Annotated in this window: 6 protein-coding genes; 2 read left to right on the forward strand and 4 right to left on the reverse strand. The window is 48.3% G+C overall.

Annotation, left to right across the window (positions count from 1 at the left end):
- Positions 1–120: 120 nt before the first annotated feature.
- Together R7Z50_RS09860 and R7Z50_RS09865 are read left to right on the forward strand one after the other, a co-directional pair.
- Positions 121–1,197, forward strand: coding sequence for a PQQ-dependent sugar dehydrogenase (locus tag R7Z50_RS09860; protein ID WP_053303757.1), 1,077 nt, complete (start codon positions 121–123; stop codon positions 1,195–1,197).
- Between the two features lie 142 nt (positions 1,198–1,339).
- The gene (locus R7Z50_RS09865; protein ID WP_005375585.1) at positions 1,340–1,954 is read left to right on the forward strand and encodes an HAD family hydrolase; all 615 of its coding nucleotides are present in this window, start codon (positions 1,340–1,342) and stop codon (positions 1,952–1,954) included.
- A 107-nt stretch (positions 1,955–2,061) separates the two neighbouring features.
- Here R7Z50_RS09865 and R7Z50_RS09870 read toward each other — a convergent pair whose 3' ends face one another.
- The 4 genes from R7Z50_RS09870 to R7Z50_RS09885 all read right to left on the reverse strand — a co-directional run bounded on the left by R7Z50_RS09870 (position 2,062) and on the right by R7Z50_RS09885 (position 23,851).
- Positions 2,062–2,541, reverse strand: coding sequence for a Dps family protein (locus R7Z50_RS09870; RefSeq protein ID WP_005375587.1), 480 nt, complete (start codon positions 2,539–2,541; stop codon positions 2,062–2,064).
- 300 nt (positions 2,542–2,841) lie between these two features.
- Positions 2,842–4,842, reverse strand: a complete 2,001-nt coding sequence (locus R7Z50_RS09875; RefSeq protein WP_318149047.1) for a methyl-accepting chemotaxis protein — start codon at positions 4,840–4,842, stop codon at positions 2,842–2,844.
- A gap of 121 nt (positions 4,843–4,963) precedes the next feature.
- Positions 4,964–5,317 carry a hypothetical protein gene (locus R7Z50_RS09880; RefSeq protein ID WP_318149048.1) on the reverse strand — a complete coding sequence of 118 codons (354 nt, stop codon included), beginning with the start codon at positions 5,315–5,317 and terminating at the stop codon, positions 4,964–4,966.
- A 432-nt stretch (positions 5,318–5,749) separates the two neighbouring features.
- Positions 5,750–23,851 (reverse strand): tandem-95 repeat protein, encoded by an 18,102-nt coding sequence (locus tag R7Z50_RS09885; RefSeq protein ID WP_318149049.1) that lies wholly within the window; start codon positions 23,849–23,851, stop codon positions 5,750–5,752.
- Between the last annotated feature and the right edge of the window lie 16 nt (positions 23,852–23,867).

Below are 23,867 nucleotides of genomic sequence, written 5' to 3' on the forward strand. Positions count from 1 at the left end.
AATTCAATCCCCGATCTCGTATCGGGGATTTTTTACATTCATATACAAGTGAATCTCTGCCAAACATAGTCTTTTAGTGTTAGCTTTTAAGTATTAACACGATTCATATTGGAAGGAACCATGAGAACGATTGCTGCTGCCCTACTCACTTGTTTATCCTTTTCTGCCAACGCTGCCGAATACCGCGCGAACGAGGTGGCGAATGGATTTCAGATCCCTTGGGGGATCGAGTTTTTAGATAACCAACGCGTTATTGTCAATGAAAAGAACGGTACGGTTTCGTTGCTGGATATCACCACAGGCAAACCTCAAAAGCTGTTTAACGTCCCCAATGTGAACACCAGTGGACAAGCCGGCTTATTGGATGTCGCGCGCGCACCGAATGCCGATACGCAAAACCCGCAACTCTTCTTTACCTACAGCAAGCGCACGAGCAAAGGCAATACGGTGGCGTTAGCGACGGCGCAATTGCAAAACAATCAGCTTGTAGGTTGGAACGATCTCTTTGTTGCTGATGCCATCACCGACACGGGTCGCCACTACGGCAGTCGAATTTCATTTATTGACGACAAAGTTTACTTCTCAATCGGTGACCGTGGCGAACGTGATAATGGCCAAGACACTCAAACCCATGCTGGCAGTATTGTGCGCCTTAACCTTGATGGTTCGGTTCCGCAAGACAACCCATTCAAACCTTCCCAAGCTCGTCCTGAGATATGGAGTTACGGGCACCGCAACCCACAAGGTATGTTTTACGACGAAGCAACAAAACAGCTGTGGTCGATTGAACATGGACCACGCGGTGGCGATGAAATTAATCTAATCAAGAAAGGCGCGAACTACGGCTGGGCAAAAGTCTCTCATGGTAAAGAATATTGGGGACCGTTGGACGTTGGGGAAGCTAAGTCGTTACCGGGAATGGAAGATCCCAAGCTGGTATACGTCCCTTCTATCGCGCCCAGTAATATGATTTTGTACCGTGGTGATAAATACCCAGAATTGGACGGGAAAATCCTCGCAGGCGCATTGAAACTGGCGCACATCAACGTGGTTTCTATTGATAATGGCAACCTTACCGAATCAAAAAGATTAATGGAGAATCTTGGTGAGCGAATAAGAGATATAACCATCAGCCCCGATGGTTATATCTACTTTTCTACCGACAGCGGCAAAATATTTCGTCTTGAGGAAAGGTAATCAAACACTAAAATCGTTAAGACTATTTAATTTGTGACGTACTAGTGATTTATTTTCGTACAATCTAAGCAGAAGAATCTAAACTTAACAATAACCTTTTGTTTTTTAAAACGATAGTTCGGTTAAGTTGTACGAGGTCATTATGATTCCATTCCCTTTACAGCTCGATAAAATTAAAGCCGTGGTGTTTGATTTGGACAACACCTTGGTGAGTTCTGATATGAACTTCGGCGAATTGCGACAACAGCTTGGCTGTCCGCAGAGTGAAGATCTATTGGATTTTGTCGACGCACTTGAGCATCCTCATCATCGAGAGCACGCTCATAACGTGATATTTGATTACGAGATTTCTGATGCTGAGCAGTCTGCTCCAATGATTGGCTGCCATGAATTGCTCGCCCACTTGCATCAAAATGAAATCAAAACCGCTATCGTGACGCGCAACTGCCAAATCGCCACTCAGCGCAAACTAGAGCACAACCAAATCTCAGTAGAACGAGTCATCACTCGTGAATGCTTCCCGCCCAAGCCAGACCCTTTGTCTCTGCAGGTATTGGCGAAAGAGTGGCGTTTGATGCCTGATGAAGTGCTTTATGTCGGCGATTACCTTTACGACTTGCAGGCAGCGTATAACGCGCAGATGCCCTCTTGCCTTGTGCACCATGGGAATCAAGAAACCTTCAATGACTCAGCCTCGTTGGCGCTTAATGAACTCAGCGATTTACTGAGCCATTTCCAATCCTTACCACGCAAATAAAGCGCACACATAAAACACGCACACAAAAAAGGGGCACCAGCGTGCCCCTTATGACTTATTCCCGATTGTTTCATGCGTTCCCAAGGATTGCTTGGGTGATGCGCTGCTTAGCCTTGTAGGTAAGCGTTAAGCATCCACATTAATTTTTCTTGCTCACGGATGTAGTCACCCATCAATGCCGCTGTACCTTCGTCATCTGCTTCACCCGCGTTTTGTAGAATCTCACGCTGTTTTAGAAGTAGAACGCTAAAGCCTTGAACCAGACCTTGTACACACTCCTCACCAGAAGTCGCGTTTTGATGTTCTTTAATTTCACTTGCTTCCAAGTAGTTGCTGAATGCGTGTGCTGGCGTATGACCCAAAGTTAGAATACGCTCTGCAAGCTCATCGATTTTTGTTTGTAGATCAGTGTAGATCTCTTCAAATTTTACGTGCAGTTCGAAGAATTGCGTACCTTTAATGTTCCAGTGGTAACCACGAGAGTTCATGTATAACACTTGGTAATGCGCTAGCAGTTGATTTAACTGTTGAGCTAGTTGTGCTGATTGTTCGCTGTCTAGACCAATTAGGCTTACTTGTTTGTTCATAATCTTGCTCCTAGAAGGATGATACCAATCGTAGTAACGAACGATTCTCTTACCGGGATTGGTATAAAGTTTAAAAATTCTTTTGCAGTATTTGCTGCCGATGGAGTCATATTACGACTCTGGCTCGGTGAAGAAAATTTGGTTTTAACTATGATTTAAATAGCTAAATCCAATGAGCAAGTAGACGAATATCGGCGTATCATCCAACAAAAAGCCCCAACCCTTTTTGTGTAAAAAGAATTGGGGCTTTTTGACTATTTGGTTAATGTTCAAAAGTCGATGAACAGACGTAAACCTTATCTATGCCGTTTTGAAAGTTGCCATCTGTTGATTCAGCTCGGTAACTTGCTCTTTTACTTGCAATGATGTCTCTGATGCACGTTGGCTGTTATTCGACACCTCATCAACTGATTGAGTAATACCGGACATCAATCCAGTGATCGAATTGGTCGCATGAGATTGCTGCTCTGCCGCTGCCGCAAGCTCTGCCATTTGTTCATTCAAGGAACCTATTTGCTCAGTAGTAACAAGCAAACGAGTTACCGCTTTTTCAATGTGCTCAGCGCCCTGCTCCGCAAGTGATTGACTGTGTTCAATCTCCTCAACCACCGAATTGGTCGAGCGTTGAATCGCGTTGATAATGCCGTTGATTTCCGTCGTCGATTGAGTAGTGCGCGTCGCTAACATACGCACTTCGTCCGCCACAACCGCAAAGCCTCGCCCTTGGTCACCTGCGCGCGCTGCTTCTATCGCGGCATTCAATGCCAGTAAGTTAGTTTGCTCTGCCAAACCTTCAATCACTTCCGTCACTCGACCAATGGCTTCGCTCTCTTTGCTTAGCTGTGTGACTTGCGTACTCGCAGTTTCAATGCTGCCGTGCAAACTTTCCATGGTGACTTTGTTTTGCTCTAAAGCATCGCGACCTTGTTCAATCTCGCCTTTTGAATCAGAAAGCTTCTGCACAGATTGATTGGCTTGATCTAGAGTGTTACGCGCTGCTAAAGCGATTTCATCCAATTGGCTTCCCATTTCAACAATGCTGGTCTGTTGCTGTTCAACATTCGATGAAGTGACTTGCGCCGATTCCAATAAAGCCCCCATGCTGGTATCCACTTGGTGCGCTTTCTCACTCACCCCAGCCACGATGCTCGCTAACGATTGGTTCATGCGGTTAATCGAATCGGTAAGGTCTGCCAATTCATCTTTCCCAACAACAGTTAACGGAGGCTGAGAAACGTCCCCTGAAGCGATCGTCTTTGCTCGCTCCGACAAGTTTTTCACTCGGCGACCAATGGTATTGCCCATGTATTTTGAAATCGCTACTGCGGCAAACAAAACTAATGCCGCTGCAATCAACATAGTGGTCAGTACGTTCTTGATCGACTGATTAATACCCTGTCCACTTTGATCAGCACGACTTTGCTGAGCCAATACGATCGTTTCTAAGCTTTGGTCTAGTGCATCCGCTGCTGGCAACAGTTCATTCGCCATTAACAAGTTTGATTCGTTCCACTCTGGTGACTGACGCAATGCAATTACCTGCTCTGCTAAAGGAAAGTACAGTTGCTGCATTTCCTTAAACAGTGACCACAATGATTGGTCGTTATCAGTCAGTCTGTCGAGTTTACTGTCGATTTCCGCCACAGACTGATTGTGGTACTTAATCAAGTCGTGATATTTGTCCAGATGATCTTGCTGCCCGTACAACAGGAAATCTCGCAGAGCAGACAGTGCATTGGCGAGCGAGGTATAACTGTCGGCGTAAACTTTAAACAAACGCTTTCTGTCCCCACCAAATGGGTTGCCTGACTCTTCGTTGATTAAGCTTTGAAGCTGATCAAGTGCCACTTCTGCAATGGGTGCCGCTTCGTTAATAAAGAGGTTATGTGCGGGTAAGTTCTCATCACTGTGACTGAGCTCAATCAACTTGTTTAGAGAGACTTTTACCGCATCCCACTGACTTTGAATCGCTTGAAAATCCTGTTCAGAAATCAAAGCCTGCAACGTTGGAAGCGACTCGTCTGTAGATGCCATGATATTGCGTACGTCCTCACTGAGACGTGCGCTAGCCTCTTCATCGCCACCTAGCAACATGTAGGCTCGAATAGAAGACAGCGACGCTTGAATGGACTGTTGGATACCGCGACTGGTGTCTACGGTCGGTAAATCGGATTTAAGTAACGAAGAGGCGTATTGCTCTACGGTGGTGACGTTGCGATACGTGAATACCGCTGATGCCATAAAAAGTACGGCTAGCAGCACAAAACTGAGCTGCAACTTCCCTGATATCGTAAGGTTCATCCATAAACTCCTGACAACGATGAGCCTTAAATATAACGATGTTTACAAAAATGTTAAATACGGGTATCAAAAGTTACTAAGAAAACCATGTAAACCACTATTTCAAGCCAATAAATGGGACTTATTCGAAGTATGGTATGCGCTCACTACGTAAAATCAGATAATTAACGTAAGTGGTTTCTAAGCAGTCTTGCTCCCACAACGAAAGAATCCGCTTGGTGGCAAAGTAGTAATCTTTATTACGCAGTAGCACGCCCACCGTACGGCTGAGCTGCTCAAAGCGCTGTTGCTCATTAGCGGAGATGTAATTGTCTTCACTCTGAATGATGGGCGCCAATCCATCGGCAAACCAATTGTTCAGAATTTCACGCATCTCAAGTTCCGACTCTGGAACATCGATACTCGACAACTCACGATGCAGTGGCGGCGGTACTATGTACTTTGACGCTTTTGGCGAACTGACATAACGGTACATGTCGCTCCTCCTTGTAAATGACTATTATACCCAAGTGACTTCAAGATGCAGGATTCAGAGCGTTGTCATTGATTCGGGGTCAAGGAAAACAACGCAGCGTAATAGTCAGCTCTTTCCAAGTTGTTTGACACAGAAACCGAGTCAATGACACGCTCCCGAAGGGCGAGCTGTCTTGGTTTGTATACTTTGTTGTCGATTCTTGATTTAGACCCACTAGACCTTTAAATCGCCGCCGCGTCTACAAACCAAGCCATTCTCGCTGAACCTAACATCTCGAGGTTACTTGGGTATAAACTAGCTAAGAATACTTTTTTCAATTTCCAAGTTTTTTTCTACAGCTCATAGAAAGAAGCCCAACAAAAAAGCCATGCAAAGTAGGCTCTGCATGGCTTTGGTTTGGGCAGCAATGACACTGCCCTCGTCTATGACTAGTTACATTGAGCTTTGATCGAAATCGTTGCCTTGGTCAGTACCCGTTTGAGTATCCGAGTCGAAGCTGCCAGAGTCATCCGTGAAGTCAACACCTTGATCTTGACCTCCCGCACTTGTCCAGTCGCTGCCGCCAGATTCCATACCCGCCATGTCTGGTTGCTGATCTTGAGCAGAACCTTGCATGGTGTATTGATCATCGACTTCAACTTCAACTGTGCCACTCGCACCTTCTACCGCGCTGCCCAATTCGTCGTAACCTTGGAATTGGATTTCGCTCGTACCTTCGTAACCTTCTGGTAGGTCAACCGATACTGGTTGGTTCAGGTTGCCACTTAATGTGAAGCTACCATCGCCATTATCCAGCGCGTTGCTTACCGATGCGCCATCAGGTAGACCGGACATTTCTGCATAATCCACCGATTCGTTACCACTGACCTCATCTGGAACCGAGATAGAAATGGTATCGCCTGGTGCTGCAGTCACATCAGCTGTGCTCTCCTCTTCACTGTCTGCACCGTTTGCTGCTTGCTCTTCAGGCTGTTGCGCTTCGCCGACTTGCTGCTCTGATGATGCTTGAGCAGTTTGGATTTGTGGCTCGTCGCTTTGCGCTGAGTCGTCCGCAACTTGGATGCTCAGATTCTGAGTTGATACTTCACCGTTGTCGTTGACCTGAACATCCATAGCCAAATTGCCATCGAAGTCATCGTTCGGCCAGTATGTCCACTCTTCATCACCTGATTTCGCGAAGAAACCAGCATCGTTTGCATCGGCGACATCCAACACTTCTGCTGAAGGGCTAATGCCAAGCTCATCAATCAACTGTGCTTCCGTTAGTGTTAGTGAACCATCATCAGCGAGTGCGTAGCCTTCGCTGGTTGTGGTTTCACCTTCACCTTGGATGTCGACATTAAAGAAGCTCTCAATGCGGTTTTCACCATCAGTTGCAATGAAGCCAACTTGAACATCTCCGGTGTAGCCTTCTGCTGGTGTGAATTGGTAGTTACCTTGGTTATCGGCCTCTATCACACCTTGACCTTCCATTAGGCTCACTGACTCAATGCTCAAGCTATCGCCTTCTGCATCGCTCAAGGTAGATAGCATGTCATCATTGGTGAACGACAAGGTGCCATCCGCAGCCATTTCTGTGGTAGAAATGCTGTCGATTTCTGGAGAAACATTATCTTGTGGTGCGTCTTCTTTCACGACCACACCCGTTTGCTCATCATGAAGCACACCGTCTTTATCAATCACGTAAGCGATATCCGCTTCACCCGTAAAGCCTGGTGCTGGATTGAATGTCCATGTGCCATCACCGTTATCGACAATTTCACCTTGGCTGCGATCAGCTAGGTGAACGAATTTCACTTCATCACCCGCGTCTGCGTCTACGTTTTCTGCCAATCCAATTAGGTCATCAGCGGTTAGGATAACTGGCTCACCCGCTAGGGTTTCGAAGTCACCTGAATCGATGCCATCTTCGAACTCTTCTGGCTCGTCACCGTAATCCACCGTTGTTGCGGTCACGGTTACGAAGAACTCGCCATTAAAGTCAGCCGGAGGCGTCATTTGCAGGTCTGAGATATCCCACTCGTTCAAGTCGATGTATTGACCCGGTTCCGTAATGGTAATGGTGTTCACACCATCCGTAACTTCGAAGCCAACAGGGAAACCAGTCATCACTAGGTTACTTAACGTTTCTGAGTCGTCGATTAGACCGACATTCAAGCCTAGGTGACCCGTTTCGTCCTCACCGAAGACTAACGGACCATCATGGTCGGTTGTGATGACTGCGCCATCCGCAACAGGGCGAACAAACACTGGTACATCAAGTACTGTTTCAAACTCACCGTCACTTACCACAACTTGCAAGTCAGAAACCCCTGCAAAATCGCCAGTCGGTGTGAATGTCCAAGTACCGTCACCGTTGTCTGTTACCTCACCACCATCTTCACCTTCTGCGGTGATAATGCGTGATACGACTAGGTTTTCAGTATCGATATCGCCAAACAAGTTCATCAGGTCGCCAGCGTCGAAGGTGAATGCGCCATCTTCGTCGGTTGCCATAAAGGCATTACCCACATTGAATGGAGCATCGTTGACTGGGATAACATCCACATTCAACGAGCCTTCAACCACTTCTTCACCATCCGTCGCGGTGTAGTCCAGTTCCACCAAACCATTGAAGTCTTGAGTGGTTACCAAGTGGTACATACCATCTGGTTGCTGGGTTAATGTCGCGTTTGCAGGCGCACGAACCGTGATGCTTTCTACGCTGATTTCGTCACCATCAAGATCCGTAACTTGATCAGCGATGTAAGCTGGGTCAATCACCATGACCACATCTTCTTCGCCTTGCATCTGGATGGTTGGCGCTTCTGGTGCATCATTAACCGCTTCGATGTTTAGATTGCCTTCAACCGGCGTCACTAAATCACCATCGCTGACGCCGAACGACATTGGCACATCGCCGTTGAAGTTCTCAGCTGGAGTGAATGACCAAGTGCCATCGCCGTTGTCTAGCAAGTCACCGTATTGCTCATCAATCACTAGGTCGACAGCAGACAGTTCATCGTAGGTGTTGTCGATGTCTGTCGCGTTAGCAAGCAACATGTCCTGCGTAATAAGAATGGTGGTATCTTCGGTGCCAGCAATATTCACTGGCGTTGATTGCGGCGCATCGTTAATTGGGTTCACCGTTAGGTCGACGCCCACTTCCACGCTCGCACCATCGTTATCAATCAAGTCGAAACTTAGGTCGATATCGCCATTGAAGTTCGCATCAGGCGTAATCGTGAAGCTACCATCTTGGTTCTCAACAACGGTTGCATTGGCTACCGCGGTTAAGTTCACTGCTTCTAGATTATCGCTGTCGACGTCACCCGCTTGAGCCAGTAACTGCTCTTGACTCAATGTGATTGAACCGTCTTCATCGACGCTGTAAGCCAAGTCGCCAGATACCGGAGCATCGTTGACTGGCAATACATCAATGTTCGCGTTGGTTGTCGCAGTTGCACCGTCTTCATCAGCCACTACTACGTCTAGACTTACGCCACCGTTGAAGTTTTCATTTGGTGCGAAGCTGTAAGTGCCATCGTCATTCGCCGTTAGAATGCCGTCGCTACCACTGTAAGAGACGCTTTCTAGGCTCACGTCACCTTCAACATCGCTTGACTGCGCTAGCAGTTGCTCTTCCGTGAAGATAATAACTTCGTCTTCATTGACAGAGTAACTTGTCGCACCTGCGATTGGTGGATCGTTCACCTCAAGAACGGTAATACCCGCAGTGGTTGAGTCTGTAGCACCCTCTTCATCGACAACTACAACGTCTAGGCTAACCTCGCCATTGAAGTTCTCGTTTGGAGAGAAGGTGTACGTACCATCGCCATTGTCTTGGAAGACGCCATCGTTGCCACTGTAAGTCACACTACTGATGTCTACGTCGCCTTCAATATCCGACGAATTAGCCAGTAGTTGCTCGTCACTGATGGTGATCGAGTTGTCTTCATGTACGGTGTAAGACGTGCTACCCGCCACAGGTGGATCGTTCTCCGGCGTCACACTCACATCAATGTTGGCAGAGGTTGTATCCGTACCGTCTGATACATCAAACGTGAAGTTCACGTCACCGTTGAAGTTCTCGTTCGGTGCAAAGCTGTAAGTGCCATCACCATTATCGGTTAGGACACCGTCTGCACCTGTGTAGGTCACGCCTTCAACTGTTAGGTTGTCACCTTCTACATCCGTCGCGCCTGTTAACAAGTCTGCATCTGTAAAGGTAAGAAGACCGTCCTCACCCACAGTGAACGCTTGGTCTTGTGGCTCTGGAGCGTCATTGACTGGTGTCACCGTTAGATCGAGACCAGCCGCGACCACTTCTTCGCCATCCGTGACATCGTAACTAAACTCAATGTCACCGTAGAAGTTCTCGCTCGGAGTAATGGTGAAGCTGCCATCCTCGTTCATTTCAACCGTTGCATTTTCATCATTGGTGCTCAGGTTGATTGCGCTTAGGTCGTCACCATCAATATCAACGGCATGCTCAAGTAACTGCTCTTGAGTTAGCGTAATGCTGTTGTCTTCGGCAGTGACTGCGCTGATGTCACCCGTTACTTCTGGTGCATCATTGGTTGGCGAGATATGAATCGTCACATCTTGCGTCGCTGTCGCCGTTGTACCGGTATCTACATCCGTAGAGGTTGCATTCACGGTTAGCGTCACATCGCCGTTGAAGTCCGCAGAAGGGATAAACTCTAGTCCGTCTAGCTCGCCTGGTTGTAGTGACCAAGTACCATCACCATTATCAACACCCGCTGATAGCGAGCTGCCTTCTGGCACATCTTCAATCAAGATAGCGAGGTTTTCTGAACCATCGGTATCGGTCAATGCTGCATCGATATCAAGCGGCACAGGTGTATCTTCGGTACCAATGATTTGGTAATCCGCATCCGCTACCGTGATTTCGATGTTGTCGATGCCGAATGACTCGTCAGGAATACTTTGGTTTAGCGTAGAACCAAAGCCTAACTGAAGCTGACCGTCTTCCACCGGAACGGTTAAGTTCACTTGGTGTGCTTGGTCATTCCAACCACTGAAGCCTTCACGTTGAGAGGCTCCATGAATCACTTCACCCACTTCGTTACCGTCAGAGTCGTATAGCGTTGTCGTACCATCTTGAGTACGGAACGCTGAGTTCTCTAACGTCGTTAGCTGTTCACCGCCCACAAAGATTTGGAACGACTCGCCATCCCATGAATCGATTTCGTAGAAGCTAAACGAGATATTAACTTCGTTGACATCGCTTGGAATATCGTAGGTTTTGCTGACCGCTTCATCACCGCCAGTGCCACCAATACGACCCAGCATGTCGCCCGTTTCGAAGCCTTGTGAACTTTCAGTGCTCACGTTCCAACCGTTCGAGCCAGACTCGAAGTTGTCCGAAGCAATCACCAAGTCCGAAGCAATCGAAAGCTCTGGCATATCAACCACAGATTGAACATCAATGTTCGCTTCTGCTGGCACGGTTGCGGTGCCATCGTTGACATCAAACGTCACGTTCACGTTGCCATCGAAGTTTTCATTCGGCGCAAAGGTGTACGTGCCGTCACCGTTGTCGACTAAAGTACCGCTGTCAGAAGCAACGTTTTCAACCGTTAGGTTATCACCATCGATATCACCTGCATTTTGCAGCAGTTGCTCTTCGGTAAAGGTGAAGCTGGTGTCTTCTTGCGTGACGAACTGTGGCTGACCAACCGTTGGTAGGTCGTTTACTGGATTCACAGTCAGATCGGCAGTGGCTTGAATGGTGGCATCGCCGTCCGTAATGTTGAAGCTCAGATCAATGTCGCCATTGAAGTCTGCATCCGGGGTGATTGTGAAGCTGCCGTCATCGTTCGCAACAACGGTCGCATTGCCATCAACTGTCAGGTTGGATGCGGTTAGGTCATCGCCATCCACGTCGCCGGCTTGAGCAAGAAGTTGCTCTTGGCTGAGAGTGATAGAACCATCTTCATCAACGCTGTATGCCAAATCACCTGATACCGGAGCATCATTGACTGGAAGAACATCGATGTTTGCATTGGTTGCTACCGTCGCACCATCTTCATCGGTCACGACTACATCTAGGCTGACATCACCGTTGAAGTTTTCGTTTGGTGCGAAGCTGAATGTGCCATCGCCGTTATCGGTAAAGATACCGTCGGAGCCACTGTAGCTGACGCTATCAATCGCGACGTCACCTTCAACGTCAGAAGCATTCGCCAACAGCTGCTCAGAGCTAATGGTGATGACTTCGTCTTCGTTGACTGAGTAGCTAGTTGCACCGGCAATTGGCGGATCATTCACCTCAAGAACAGTAATGCCAGCGGTGGTTGAATCCGTCGCACCGTCTTCATCTACCACGACAACATCTAGGCTGACTTCACCATTGAAGTTATCGTTTGGCGAGAAGGTGTAAGTACCATCACCATTGTCTTGGAACACGCCATCTGCGCCACTGTAGCTCACGCTGTCGATTGCTACTTCGCCTTCTACGTCAGATGAGTTAGCCAATAGTTGTTCGTTACTGATGGTGATCGAATTATCTTCATGCACCGTGTAAGACGTGCTGCCTGCCACTGGTGGATCGTTCTCTGGCGTCACACTTACGTCGATATTTGCGGTCACGGTATCCGTGCCGTCAGAAACATCGAAGGTAAAGTTCACGTCGCCATTGAAGTTTTCGTTTGGCGCGAAGCTGTAAGTACCGTCACCGTTGTCGGTTAGGACACCATCTGCACCAGTGTAGCTCACACCTTCTACCGAAAGACTATCGCCATCGATATCCGTTGCACCATCAAGCAGATCTTCATCAGTGAACAACAAGACGCCATCTTCACCAATGGTGAACGCTTGATCTTCTGGCTGTGGTAGGTCGTTAACTGGATTAACCGTCAGGTCAGCTGTTGCAACAATAGTGTCGCTGCCGTCGTTGATGTCGAACGTGATATCAATGTCACCATTGAAGTTCGCATCTGGCGTAATGGTAAAGCTACCATCATCGTTTGCCGTAACCGTTGCATCACCGTCAACAACTAGGTTAGATGCGGTTAGCGCGTCGCCTTCTACATCCGATGCTTGGGCAAGAAGCTGCTCTTGGCTTAGCGTAATTGAATTGTCTTCATCGACACTGTAAGCCAAGTTGCCCGATACTGGCGCATCGTTGATTGGCAAGACATCGATGTTTGCGTTAGTTGCCGCAGTTGCACCGTCTTCATCAACAACCACAACATCTAGGCTCACATCGCCATCGAAGTTGGCGTTTGGTGCGAAGCTGAATGTACCGTCACCGTTATCGGTAAAGATACCGTCGGAGCCGCTGTAGCTCACGCTATCAATCGCAACTTCACCTTCAACGTCAGAAGCGTTCGCCAACAGCTGTTCAGAGCTAATGGTGATGACTTCGTCTTCGTTCACTGAGTAGCTGGTCGCGCCTGCGATTGGTGGATCGTTCACCTCAAGTACTGTAATACCCGCGGTAGTTGAATCCGTCGCACCGTCTTCATCGACCACGACAACGTCTAGGCTCACTTCGCCATTGAAGTTCTCGTTTGGCGAGAAGGTGTACGTACCGTCACCATTGTCTTGGAACACACCATCTGTGCCGCTGTAGCTAACGCTATCAACTGCGACATCTCCTTCGACGTCTGATGAATTAGCCAGTAACTGCTCGTCACTAATGGTGATCGAGTTGTCTTCATGCACTGTGTAAGACGTGCTGCCTGCCACCGGTGGATCGTTCTCTGGCGTGACTGTCACATCGATATTCGCGGTCACGGTGTCCGTGCCATCGGAAACATCGAAGGTGAAGTTCACGTCGCCATTGAAGTTTTCGTTTGGAGCGAAGCTGTATGTGCCGTCACCGTTGTCGGTTAGGACACCATCTGCGCCAGTGTAGCTCACACCTTCTACCGATAGGTCATCGCCATCGATGTCCGTTGCACCATCAAGCAGATCTTGGTCAGTGAAGGTCAACACACCATCTTCACCAATGGTGAACGCTTGATCTTCTGGCTGCGGCAAGTCATTAACTGGGTTAACCGTTAGGTCCGCCGTTGCAACAATAGTATCGCTGCCGTCGTTGATATCGAACGTGATATCAATGTCGCCATTAAAGTTCGCATCTGGCGTGATAGTGAAGCTACCATCGTCGTTTACCGTAACCGTTGCATCGCCATCAACCACTAGGTTAGACGCAGTCAGCGCATCACCTTCTACATCCGATGCTTGAGCAAGAAGCTGCTCTTGGCTCAGTGTGATTGAGTTGTCTTCGTCAACGCTGTACGCCAAGTTACCCGATACTGGTGCATCATTGATTGGTAAGACATCGACTGTGATGTAAGTATCGACCTCTGCACCATCTTCATCGCGAATGGTCACATCCAACTGTACTTGGCCATTGAAGTTTTCATTCGGTGCAAAGCTACAAGTACCATCACCGTTTACTGAGAAGATGCCATCTGGACCGTCGTAGCTGATGCCTACTAGCTCGACATCCCCTTCAACATCCGAAGCATTCAGTAGCACTTGCGATTCACTGAAGGTTAGAACTTGGTCTTCATCGATAGTGTATGCGGTAGGACCTGCGATTGGTGGGTCATTTACCTCAATCACAGTAATGCCTGCAGTGGTCGAGTCCGTTGCACCATCTTCATCGACAACGACAACATCTAGGCTCACCTCGCCGCTGAAATTTTCGTTTGGTGAGAAGGTGTACGTACCATCACCGTTGATTTCCAGCACGCCATCGTTACCGCTGTAGCTCACGCTATCAATCGCCACTTCGCCTTCTATATCAGACGAGTTAGCCAACAGCTGTTCGTTACTAATGGTAATCGAATTGTCTTCATGAACGGTGTAAGCCGTGCTGCCTGCCACTGGTGGATCGTTCTCCGGCGTCACGCTTACGTCGATATTCGCCGTCACGGTATCCGTGCCATCGGAAACATCGAAAGTGAAGTTCACGTCGCCATTAAAGTTCTCGTTTGGTGCGAAGCTATATGTGCCATCACCATTGTCAGTAAGAACACCGTCCGCGCCTGTGTAAGTGACGCCCTCAACAGATAAGTCATCCCCTTCAATATCGGTAGCGCCTGTTAGGAGATCCGCATCAGTAAAGGTCAGCACACCATCTTCACCAATGGTGAACGCTTGATCTTGTGGTTCAGGCGCATCGTTAACTGGTGACACCAATAACTCAAGGTTGGTTGAGACAACATCATCGCCATCAGACACATCGAACGTAAAGGTGATGTCACCATTAAAGTCCGCATCTGGCGTTAAGGTGTAAGTACCGTCACCATTGTCTGTGATGGTGATGTTTTCATCATCCGTTGCCAAGTTCAGTGCTGTCAGTTGGTCTCCATCCAAGTCACGCGCATTAGCGAGCAAATCTTCTTGCGTGATTAGGATTGAACCATCTTCTTCAACCACAGCAGAAACAGGCAATGCTTCAGGCGTATGTTCAATGTGAGCACCCGTCGCATTGACGTAGATGGTTTGAGAAACGGTTTCAGAATCATTATTTGATAGCTCTGTCGCCGTTGCCGTTACATTGATTTCTAGCTGTTGGTTAAAGTCTTCAGGCAATTGAATCTGTAGCTCTTGTTCAATTGCTGTGGTTGGAAGCGTTACAGAACCATCTGGACCGACTGTTACTTCACCGCTGTAGATCTGGCTGTTCACTTCACCTACATCAATGGTGAAGTTGAAGTCACTATAATCGGCATCGCCGCCACCGTAGAGATCTTCAAAGCCGTAAACCAGTTCACCGTCTTCGTTCACAGTAGTTCGAGTATGTTCAATGCCATCTTGGTTGAGCTCTGAGCTTGTGCCGCCATGGAAGACTGCATCACCAAATTGGCTTTGAATCACGGTTTCAGAACCATCAGCACCCACAAACACGAGTTGTGGGTCGACCGTATCCATGTTCGCAGGAGAGCCATCTGCCGCACGGAACTCATACTGACCATCTTGCATGGACGCAAAGTCATTGAAGTTATGACCGTTAGGAATCAAGAATAGGTTGAAGCTTTCCCCTTCCGAGATTTGGAAGCTGAACTGATCTTGTCCCGGAATGAGGTCACCGCCTCCGCCAACTTGAGAGGCGTTTTCGTACACCACTTCAACGCCCGTGATATTGCCGTCTTCATCAACTTTGTAATAGCCAGCTGCGTTTTGGTAACCCGCGGTTTCACCTTCAAAGGTAACCGTGATTTCAGTATCGTTAAAACTGGTGATACCGTTGTCTTGATCGTTAAGTACCCCTTCGTTGTCGTAGCTGATCACCGAACCTTCTGGAACGCCATCAACGGTCACAGTCAGCGTTTCTGACAAGTCTTGGTCAACCAATGCTGCGGCGATGTTCACTTCAACAATACCGCCTGGCTCAACCAAGATCGCTTGGTCATCCACGTTTCGACCGTCGCCATCAGTGATGACTAGGTCTGGCGCATCTGCCACGGCTTCGATATGGACATTAATGTCTTGCTCAACTTCATCAGTACCGTCAGAAACCGTAAAGCTGAACTGTAAGTCACCACTGAAGTGCTCTTCTGGTACGAAGCTAAATGTACCGTCACCGTTGTCCGTTACAGTACCTTCATCACCCGAGTAGTTAATGCTGGTAACGGTGAGGTCATCACCATCAATATCAATCGCGCCACTTAGCAGATCTTCTTGCGTGAACAGGATGCTGCCATTCTCTTCAATTTGGTACATGCCAGGCGCAACAATTGGAATGTCATTGACTGGATTCACCGTCAATGTCATTTCATTAGCAACACTTAGTTCACCGTCACTCACTTCATAAGTGAATGCAATGTCACCATTGAAGTTTTCCGACGGTGTCACCGTGAAGGTGCCGTCGCCGTTATCCACGATAGAGGCATTCGGATCATTGGTTTCTAGTGCCGTTGCGTATAGGTCATCACCATCTTGATCGCTGGCATTTTCAAGCAGCATTTCTTGTGTCACGAGGATAGAGCCATCCTCGTCCACGTCTGCCACGATTGGCGCTGCTTCTGGTGCGTCGTTGACGAACTCAACTTTCAAGTCGATGTTTGCCGCCACCACATCGGTGCCATCACTCACATCAAACGTGAGGTCAACATTACCAAAGAAGCCCTGCTCTGGCGTTAACGTGTAGGTGCCATCGCCATTGTCTGTCACTTGAACCGTATCGCTTGAGCTCGTCACGTTCACAACAGATAAGTCATCGCCTTCGATGTCCGTCGCTTGAGCCAGCAGCTCTGCTTCAGTAATCGTGATGGCTTCACCGTCTTCTGTGGTGAAGGACAAATCAGGTACATCTGGCAGGTCGTTCACTGGGTTAACAGTGAGGTTTAGATCCGCGGCGACGGTTTCGATCGCGTCAGTTACGTCATAAGTAAATTCGATTTCACCAAAGAAGTTTTCGCTCGGTGTAATCGTAAAGCTACCATCAGCGTTCTCAACGATGGTTGCATTAGGATCGTTGGTCGACAGGTTCACCGCTTCAAGGTTGTCACCATCCACGTCCGTCGCGTTCGCTAATAAGTCTTCTTGAGTGATGGTAATTGAGCCATCTTCATCGACGACCGCATCAACTGGACCGCTGACCTCTGGACCTTCGTTGACGATCTCAACATCGATCTTCGCAGTGCTTGGTGCGCTTGCTTGACCATCGCTGATGTCGAAGGTCAGGTTCACTTCACCGTAGAAGTTCGAAGTTGGCTCGAAGGTAAAGGTGTTGTCGCCGTTGTCTGTCAACGTACCTTGTGACTGGTCAACAAGCAGCAGATTCTCGATATGCAGAATGTCGCCATCCACATCAGTCGCACCTGATAACAGGTCTTTTGCTTCGATGATGATGGTGCCGTTTTCTAGCATTTGAGTATGCAGCGGTGCACCAGGGACTGGCACATCGTTGACCGGAATAACGGTCAGATCTAAGTGGGTATCGACTTCATCGGTGCCATCGAAGACTTTGTAATCGATGTCGACTTCACCATTGAAGTTTTCATTCGGCATAAAGGTGTAAGTGCCGTCGCCATTGTCGACAAGCTCACCGTTATCACCGCTGTAAGAAATATCAGAGATAGACAGCACATCGCCTTCCACATCACTTGCATTGGCAAGCAGATCGTCCGCGCTAAACGTAATGCCCACATCCTCATCAGTCGACAACACAATCGGACCAGAAACGATTGGCGCATCGTTTACTGCTTCGAAGTTGATGTTGATGATGTTGTCGTCAGTGAGTTCACCATCCGTAACTTGGTAACCCAGCTCAATCTCACCGTAAAAGTTCTCATCTGGTGTGACTGTCCATGTACCATCGCCGTTGTCGGTTAACGTAGCGTGCTCCGCGTTATCCCCCACCAGCTCTAGGTTTTGAATATCAAGGACATCACTATCGATATCACTCGCTTGTGCTAAAAGCTGCTCTTCTGTGATAACCACAGAGGCAAACTGCGTAGAACCTTCGGTATCGATGGTCACATTTGGCAAGTCAGCGGTCAGTTCGATTTCACTGTCACCTTCTCGGATATTCAGTTCTACCGTCTCCGTGATTTCCGTACCGTCCACGCCAATAGATGTGAACACCGCTTCATCATGACAAGTTTGCGAAACCGTCATGTTTTGAACCACGTAAGTACCGTTACCTTGAATCGTACCTAGTTCGAAGTAAGATACAGGCTCGTTCACCGTTAGGGTGTAATCCGTCTCATAGCTACCACGATCTTCTTTGTGATAAGTCATCGAGTCGATCAAGTCACCATCAGAGTTGAATGCGCGAATTTCGACTTCCGTAAAGTGGCGAGACTCTTCCATAAACCAGCCGCCTAGGCCATCTAGGTGGAAACTGATTTCGTTGATGTCTTGACCTTCAACAGTCACAGTCAGTTTTTCATCACCGCTCAAGCCTTGGCGGTCAGTATCGCCAATACCGTGACCGATGTGTGTTTTACCATTCCACGCACCGAGTGGGTCATCATTACTTTGAACAGTAACTTTCAAATCGCCATCAACAAACTCACGTGTGTAAGGGTCAACAGCAGTACCCCAATCATCGAGGCTAGCGTTGTCGTCAAAGGTACCAATTTGACTCGTATGCGTACCGTTTGCCAATGCATCATCATTTGGAATGAAGCGCACTTCCGTGTCTGCAGGAACCTCCTGCCCGACTTCTAGCTGTACCCATTCGTCATTTAGATTTGCTTCAATGATGCCGTTTTCAGGGGCTTGGTCGAGACGTAACGCAGGCTCTTCACGCAGAGAAACACCCACTGTTTGGTCTTCTTCTGCTTGAATAAAGATCTCGTCGCCCGCTTCTGGCGCATCGTTGACAGGATTAACGGTCAGATCCAACGTGGTCAGAACATCATTTTCGCCATCGCTGATGTTGTAAGTGAAGTCCAACTCACCATTGAAGTTTTCCGTATGCGTAATCGTGAATGAACCATCATCGTTGGCTACGATCGTCGCATCTGGGTCATTGGTTTGTAGATTGCTGGCAACAAGGTCATCACCTTCAATGTCTGTCGCATTCGCAAGCAATTGTTCTTGCGTGATGGTGATGGCGTTATCTTCATCCACTTCAGCTTGAATGCCTGACGTTTCTGGTGCGTCGTTCACCGCGATAACATCGATGCCTGCGGTTGTCGTATCCGTTGCACCATCTTGGTCGATAACCGTAACATCGAGCGAAATGTTACCGTCAAAGTTCTCATTTGGCGTAAAGGTATATGTGCCGTCGCCATTGTCCACGAAGCTACCGTCGTTACCAGAGTAGCTAACATTCGCCAAGGCTACGTCACCTTCCACATCAGAAGAGTTGGCTAACAACTGCTCGTCACTAATGGTGATTTGACCGTCTTCTTGAACCGTGTACGACGTTGAACCTGCAACCGGTGGATCGTTCACTGGTGTCACGCTGACATCAATGAATGCTGGTGTTGAACCTGTGCCGTCAGACACATCGAATGTGAACTGAACATCACCGTTGAAGTTTTCATTCGGCGCGAAGCTGTAAGTGCCATCGCCATTGTCGGTAAGCACACCATCCGCACCTGTGTAGAGTACGTTTTCGATAGACAGATCATCGCCATCAATATCCGATGCGCCTTCCAATAGGTCTGCATCCGTGAACAGCAAGGTGCCATCTTCTTCTACCGTGAACTGTTGATCTTGCGCTTGTGGCAAGTCATTCACAGGATTAACTGTAATATTCAGACCAACTTGTACCGAGCCACCATCGTTATCAATGAGATCGAAGGTCAGATCTAGGTCGCCGTTGTAGTTTTCATCCGGTGTGATGGTGTAACTGCCATCATCGTTGTATTGAATCGTCGCGTTGTCATCTGTCGATAGATTGATGGCTTCAAGGTTCTCGCTATCAATATCGCCCGCTTTGGCAAGCAGTTGCTCTTGGCTTAGCGTAATTGAGCTGTCTTCGTTGATGGTGTAAGCCAAATCACCCGATACTGGTGGATCGTTGATTGGTAAGACATCGACATTGATGTGCGTATCAACGGTTGCCCCATTCTCATCTTGAATGGTCACATCCAACTGAACTTGACCATTGAAGTTCTCGTTTGGCGCAAAGCTACAAGTACCATCGCCATTGACGGTAAAGATACCATCCGAGCCTTCATAGCTGATACCAACAAGCTCTACATCGCCCTCGATATCAGATGCGTTGGCAAGAATTTGTGACTCACTGAATGTCAGTACTGAATCTTCATCAATCGAGTAAGACGTTGGACCGGCAACTGGAGGGTCATTCACTTCAATGACCGTAATGCCTGCGGTCGTTTCGTCAATCGCACCTTGCTCATCCGCCACAATCACATCAAGGCTGATATCACCGCTGAAGTTCTCATTCGGCATGAAGGTGTAAGTGCCGTCACCGTTGTCTTGGAATACGCCATCGGTGCCTGAATAGGTCACGCTATCGATGGACACTGCGCCTTCCACATCCGAAGAGTTAGCCAGAAGCTGCTCGTCAGAAATGGTAATCGCGTTGTCTTCATCAACCATGTAAGACGTTGCACCCGCAACCGGAGGATCATTGACTGGAGTGACGCTCACGTCCACATTTGCTGGTACGGTCTCAGTGCCGTCAGAAACACCAAAGCTAAAGCTGACATCACCGTTGAAGTTTTCGTTTGGTGCAAAGGTGTAAGTACCATCACCGTGGTCAGTCAGCACACCATCGCTGCCTGTGTAGCTAATGCCATCAACCGTTAAGTTATCGCCATCGATGTCTGTCGCGCCAGCAAGCAAGTCTGCGTCAGTAAACTGAAGCGTGCCGTCTTCTTCAACACTAAACTGCTGGTCTTGAGGAACAGGAAGATCGTTAACCGGATTAACCGTTAGATCCGCCGTTGCTTGGATAGTGTCTGTGCCGTCCGTAATGTTGAATTGGATATCAATGTCACCATTAAAGTCCGCATCTGGCGTAATCGTGAAGCTGCCATCATCGTTCGCTGTAACGGTTGCGTTTCCATCGACAGTCAAATCGCTAGCAGTCAGGTCATCGCCCTCAATATCAGACGCTTGAGAAAGAAGCTGCTCTTGGCTGAGTGTAATCGCACCGTCTTCATCAACGCTGTAAGCCAAATCACCCGATACTGGCGCATCATTGATTGGCAATACATTCACATTGATGACGGTATCAACTTCTGCCCCATCCTCATCTCGAATGGTCACATCAAGTTGAACTTGTCCGTTAAAGTTCTCGTTTGGCGCGAAGCTGCACGTACCATCATCGTTAACGGTGAAAATGCCATCCGGACCATCGTATCTAATACCAACAAGCTCTACGTCGCCTTCCACATCAGAGGCATTCAGCAGCACTTGCGACTCACTAAAGGTCAGAACAGAATCTTCATCAATGGTGTAAGAAGTTGGTCCTGCGACTGGTGGATCATTCACTTCCAGCACCGTAATGCCAGCAGTGGTGACATCCGTTGAGCCTTCTTCATCAGCGACGACAACATCAAGCGTCACTTCACCATTAAAGTTTTCATTTGGAGAGAAGGTGTACGTACCGTCTCCATTGATTTGCAACACACCATCGCTGCCAGAGTAGCTCACGCTATCAATCGAGACATCCCCTTCTAAATCCGAAGAGTTTGCCAACAGTTGCGCGTCAGAAATGGTAATAGAGTTATCTTCGTGAACCGTGTAAGACGTTGAACTAGCCACCGGAGGATCATTCACCGGCGTAACGCTCACATCTACATTCGCTGAAACTGTATCTGTGCCATCAGACACGTCGAAGCTGAAGTTTAAATCACCGTTGAAGTTCTCATTTGGCGCAAAGCTATACGTGCCATCGCCATTGTCAGTTAGAACGCCGTCGGTGCCTTCATAGCTGATTCCCGTTACAGAAAGGTCATCGCCTTCAATGTCGGTAGCACCTGCAAGCAGATCCGCATCAGTAAATTGCAGTGTGCCGTCCTCTTCCACACTGAATTGTTGATCTTGAGGAACAGGCAGATCGTTGATTGGATTAACGGTTAGGTCAGCGGTTGCTTGAACGGTATTCGTGCCATCTGAGATATCAAAGCTAATGTCGATATCACCGTTGAAATCTGCGTCCGGCGTGATGGTGAAGCTACCATCGTCATTTTGAGTCACCGTCGCGTTGCCATTTACCGAAAGGTTAGAAGCCGTCAGTGCATCGCCTTCCACATCGGAAGCTTGCGACAACAACTGCTCTTGGCTCAAACGAATCGAGCCATCTTCGTCCACCGAGTAAGCAAGATTGCCAGACACTGGCGCATCATCGACTGGTGTGACGCTTACATCAATGTTGGCAGAAACCGTATCTGTGCCATCAGATACATCAAAGCTGAAGTTCACATCACCATTGAAATTTTCATTTGGCGCAAAAGTGTAAGTCCCATTGCCGTTGTCGGTCAGGATGCCATCGCTACCGTCGTAGCTCACACCTTCAACTGTTAGGTTATCGCCTTCAATATCCGTTGCGCCAGTAAGCAGGTCTGCGTCCGTAAAGATCAGCGTGCCATCTTCTTCCACGCTGAACTGCTGGTCTTGAGGAACCGGCAAATCGTTTATTGGGTTAACGGTTAGATCAGCGGTTGCTTGAACGGTGTTCGTGCCATCGGAAATATCGAAGCTGATGTCGATATCACCGTTGAAATCTGCGTCCGGCGTGATGGTGAAGCTACCATCGTCATTTTGAGTCACCGTCGCATTGCCATCTACCGAAAGGTTAGACGCCGTCAGTGCATCGCCTTCCACATCGGAAGCTTGCGACAACAACTGCTCTTGGCTCAAACGAATCGAGCCATCTTCATCCACCGAGTAAGCAAGATTGCCAGATACTGGTGCGTCATCGACTGGTGTGACGCTTACATCAATGTTGGCAGAAACCGTATCTGTACCGTCGGACACATCAAAGCTGAAGTTCACATCGCCATTGAAGTTTTCATTTGGCGCGAAAGTGTAAGTCCCATTACCGTTATCGGTCAGGATGCCGTCGCCACCATCGTAACTTACACCTTCAACTGTGAGGTTATCGCCTTCAATATCCGTTGCGCCAGCAAGCAGGTCAGCATCGGTGAAGATCAGAGTGCCATCCTCTTCAATCTCAAAGGTTTTATCTTCAGGCACTGGTGCGTCATTGATTGGACGAACAGTTAAATCAATCGAACTAGAAATGGTTTCTTGACCATCACTGATATCAAACGTTAAGTCGAGTTCACCATTAAAATCAGCTTCAGGTGTGACGGTATAAGTGCCATCACCATTATCCACAACGGATGCATTAGCACCCACTTGCACGTTAAATGCGGCAAGATCATCGCCATCAACATCACTCGCGTACCCGAGAAGTTGTTCTTGAGTGAAGGTAATAGTGCCATCTTCATCCATGATGTATGCCAGATCTTGCCCTACTTCTGGCGCGTCATTTTCACCTTCGACTTTAATTTGGAACGTCTCGCTCGTAGTTTCGGAGTCGAAATCGTCTTCTACTTGCGTCGTGGTTTCTTCGCTGGTGTCTTGTACATCCACCGCGAAGCTCTCTTCAGTGGTTTCTGAATCTAGCTCGTCACCACCTTGAGAACCTTCAGAGTCTGAAGAAGCACTTGGCGCAGATGAAGTTTGTACCGCTTGTCCTTGCGCTTCATTGCCTTCTGCGTCCGAACCACCTTCAGAGCCAGAGGCATCACCACCACCGACCGCTTGGGCACCCGCCCCAGAATCCGAACCACCGCTGCCCAGAGCCTGGTCACCTGATTCTCCGCTAGAAGCTACACTATCAACAACATTGGATTGTGTAGCGTCAGAGTCGCTGCTACTTTCAGTATCCTCTTCTTGAACTGCGCCACCCGAGCTCACTGCTTCTTCTTCCGTACCCGCGCCACTAGGATTTTCTTCCATCGCACGATTGGCTTCATCAACAGCATCTGCACTTTCAGCACCGGTCGCTACAGTCGAAGAGACGGTCGACTGCTGTTTTTCTTCTTTTGTCCCCGTATCCTTCGTTTCTGTTTGCTCTACCGCATCGTTAAGCTTTTCATTGTCTTTTTCTTGATTAGTGTCGCCTGCCATTACAGCCTCCGTTGCT

Source organism: Vibrio sp. 1249-1 (assembly GCF_033340495.1).

Bases quoted from the DNA above. Each gene is read 5' to 3' on its own strand.
- R7Z50_RS09860 (WP_053303757.1), top strand. From the start codon at position 121: ATGAGAACGATTGCTGCTGCCCTACTCACTTGTTTATCCTTTTCTGCC.
- R7Z50_RS09875 (WP_318149047.1), bottom strand. From the start codon at position 4,842: ATGAACCTTACGATATCAGGGAAGTTGCAGCTCAGTTTTGTGCTGCTA.
- R7Z50_RS09870 (WP_005375587.1), bottom strand. From the start codon at position 2,541: ATGAACAAACAAGTAAGCCTAATTGGTCTAGACAGCGAACAATCAGCA.
- R7Z50_RS09885 (WP_318149049.1), bottom strand. From the start codon at position 23,851: ATGGCAGGCGACACTAATCAAGAAAAAGACAATGAAAAGCTTAACGAT.
- R7Z50_RS09865 (WP_005375585.1), top strand. From the start codon at position 1,340: ATGATTCCATTCCCTTTACAGCTCGATAAAATTAAAGCCGTGGTGTTT.
- R7Z50_RS09880 (WP_318149048.1), bottom strand. From the start codon at position 5,317: ATGTACCGTTATGTCAGTTCGCCAAAAGCGTCAAAGTACATAGTACCG.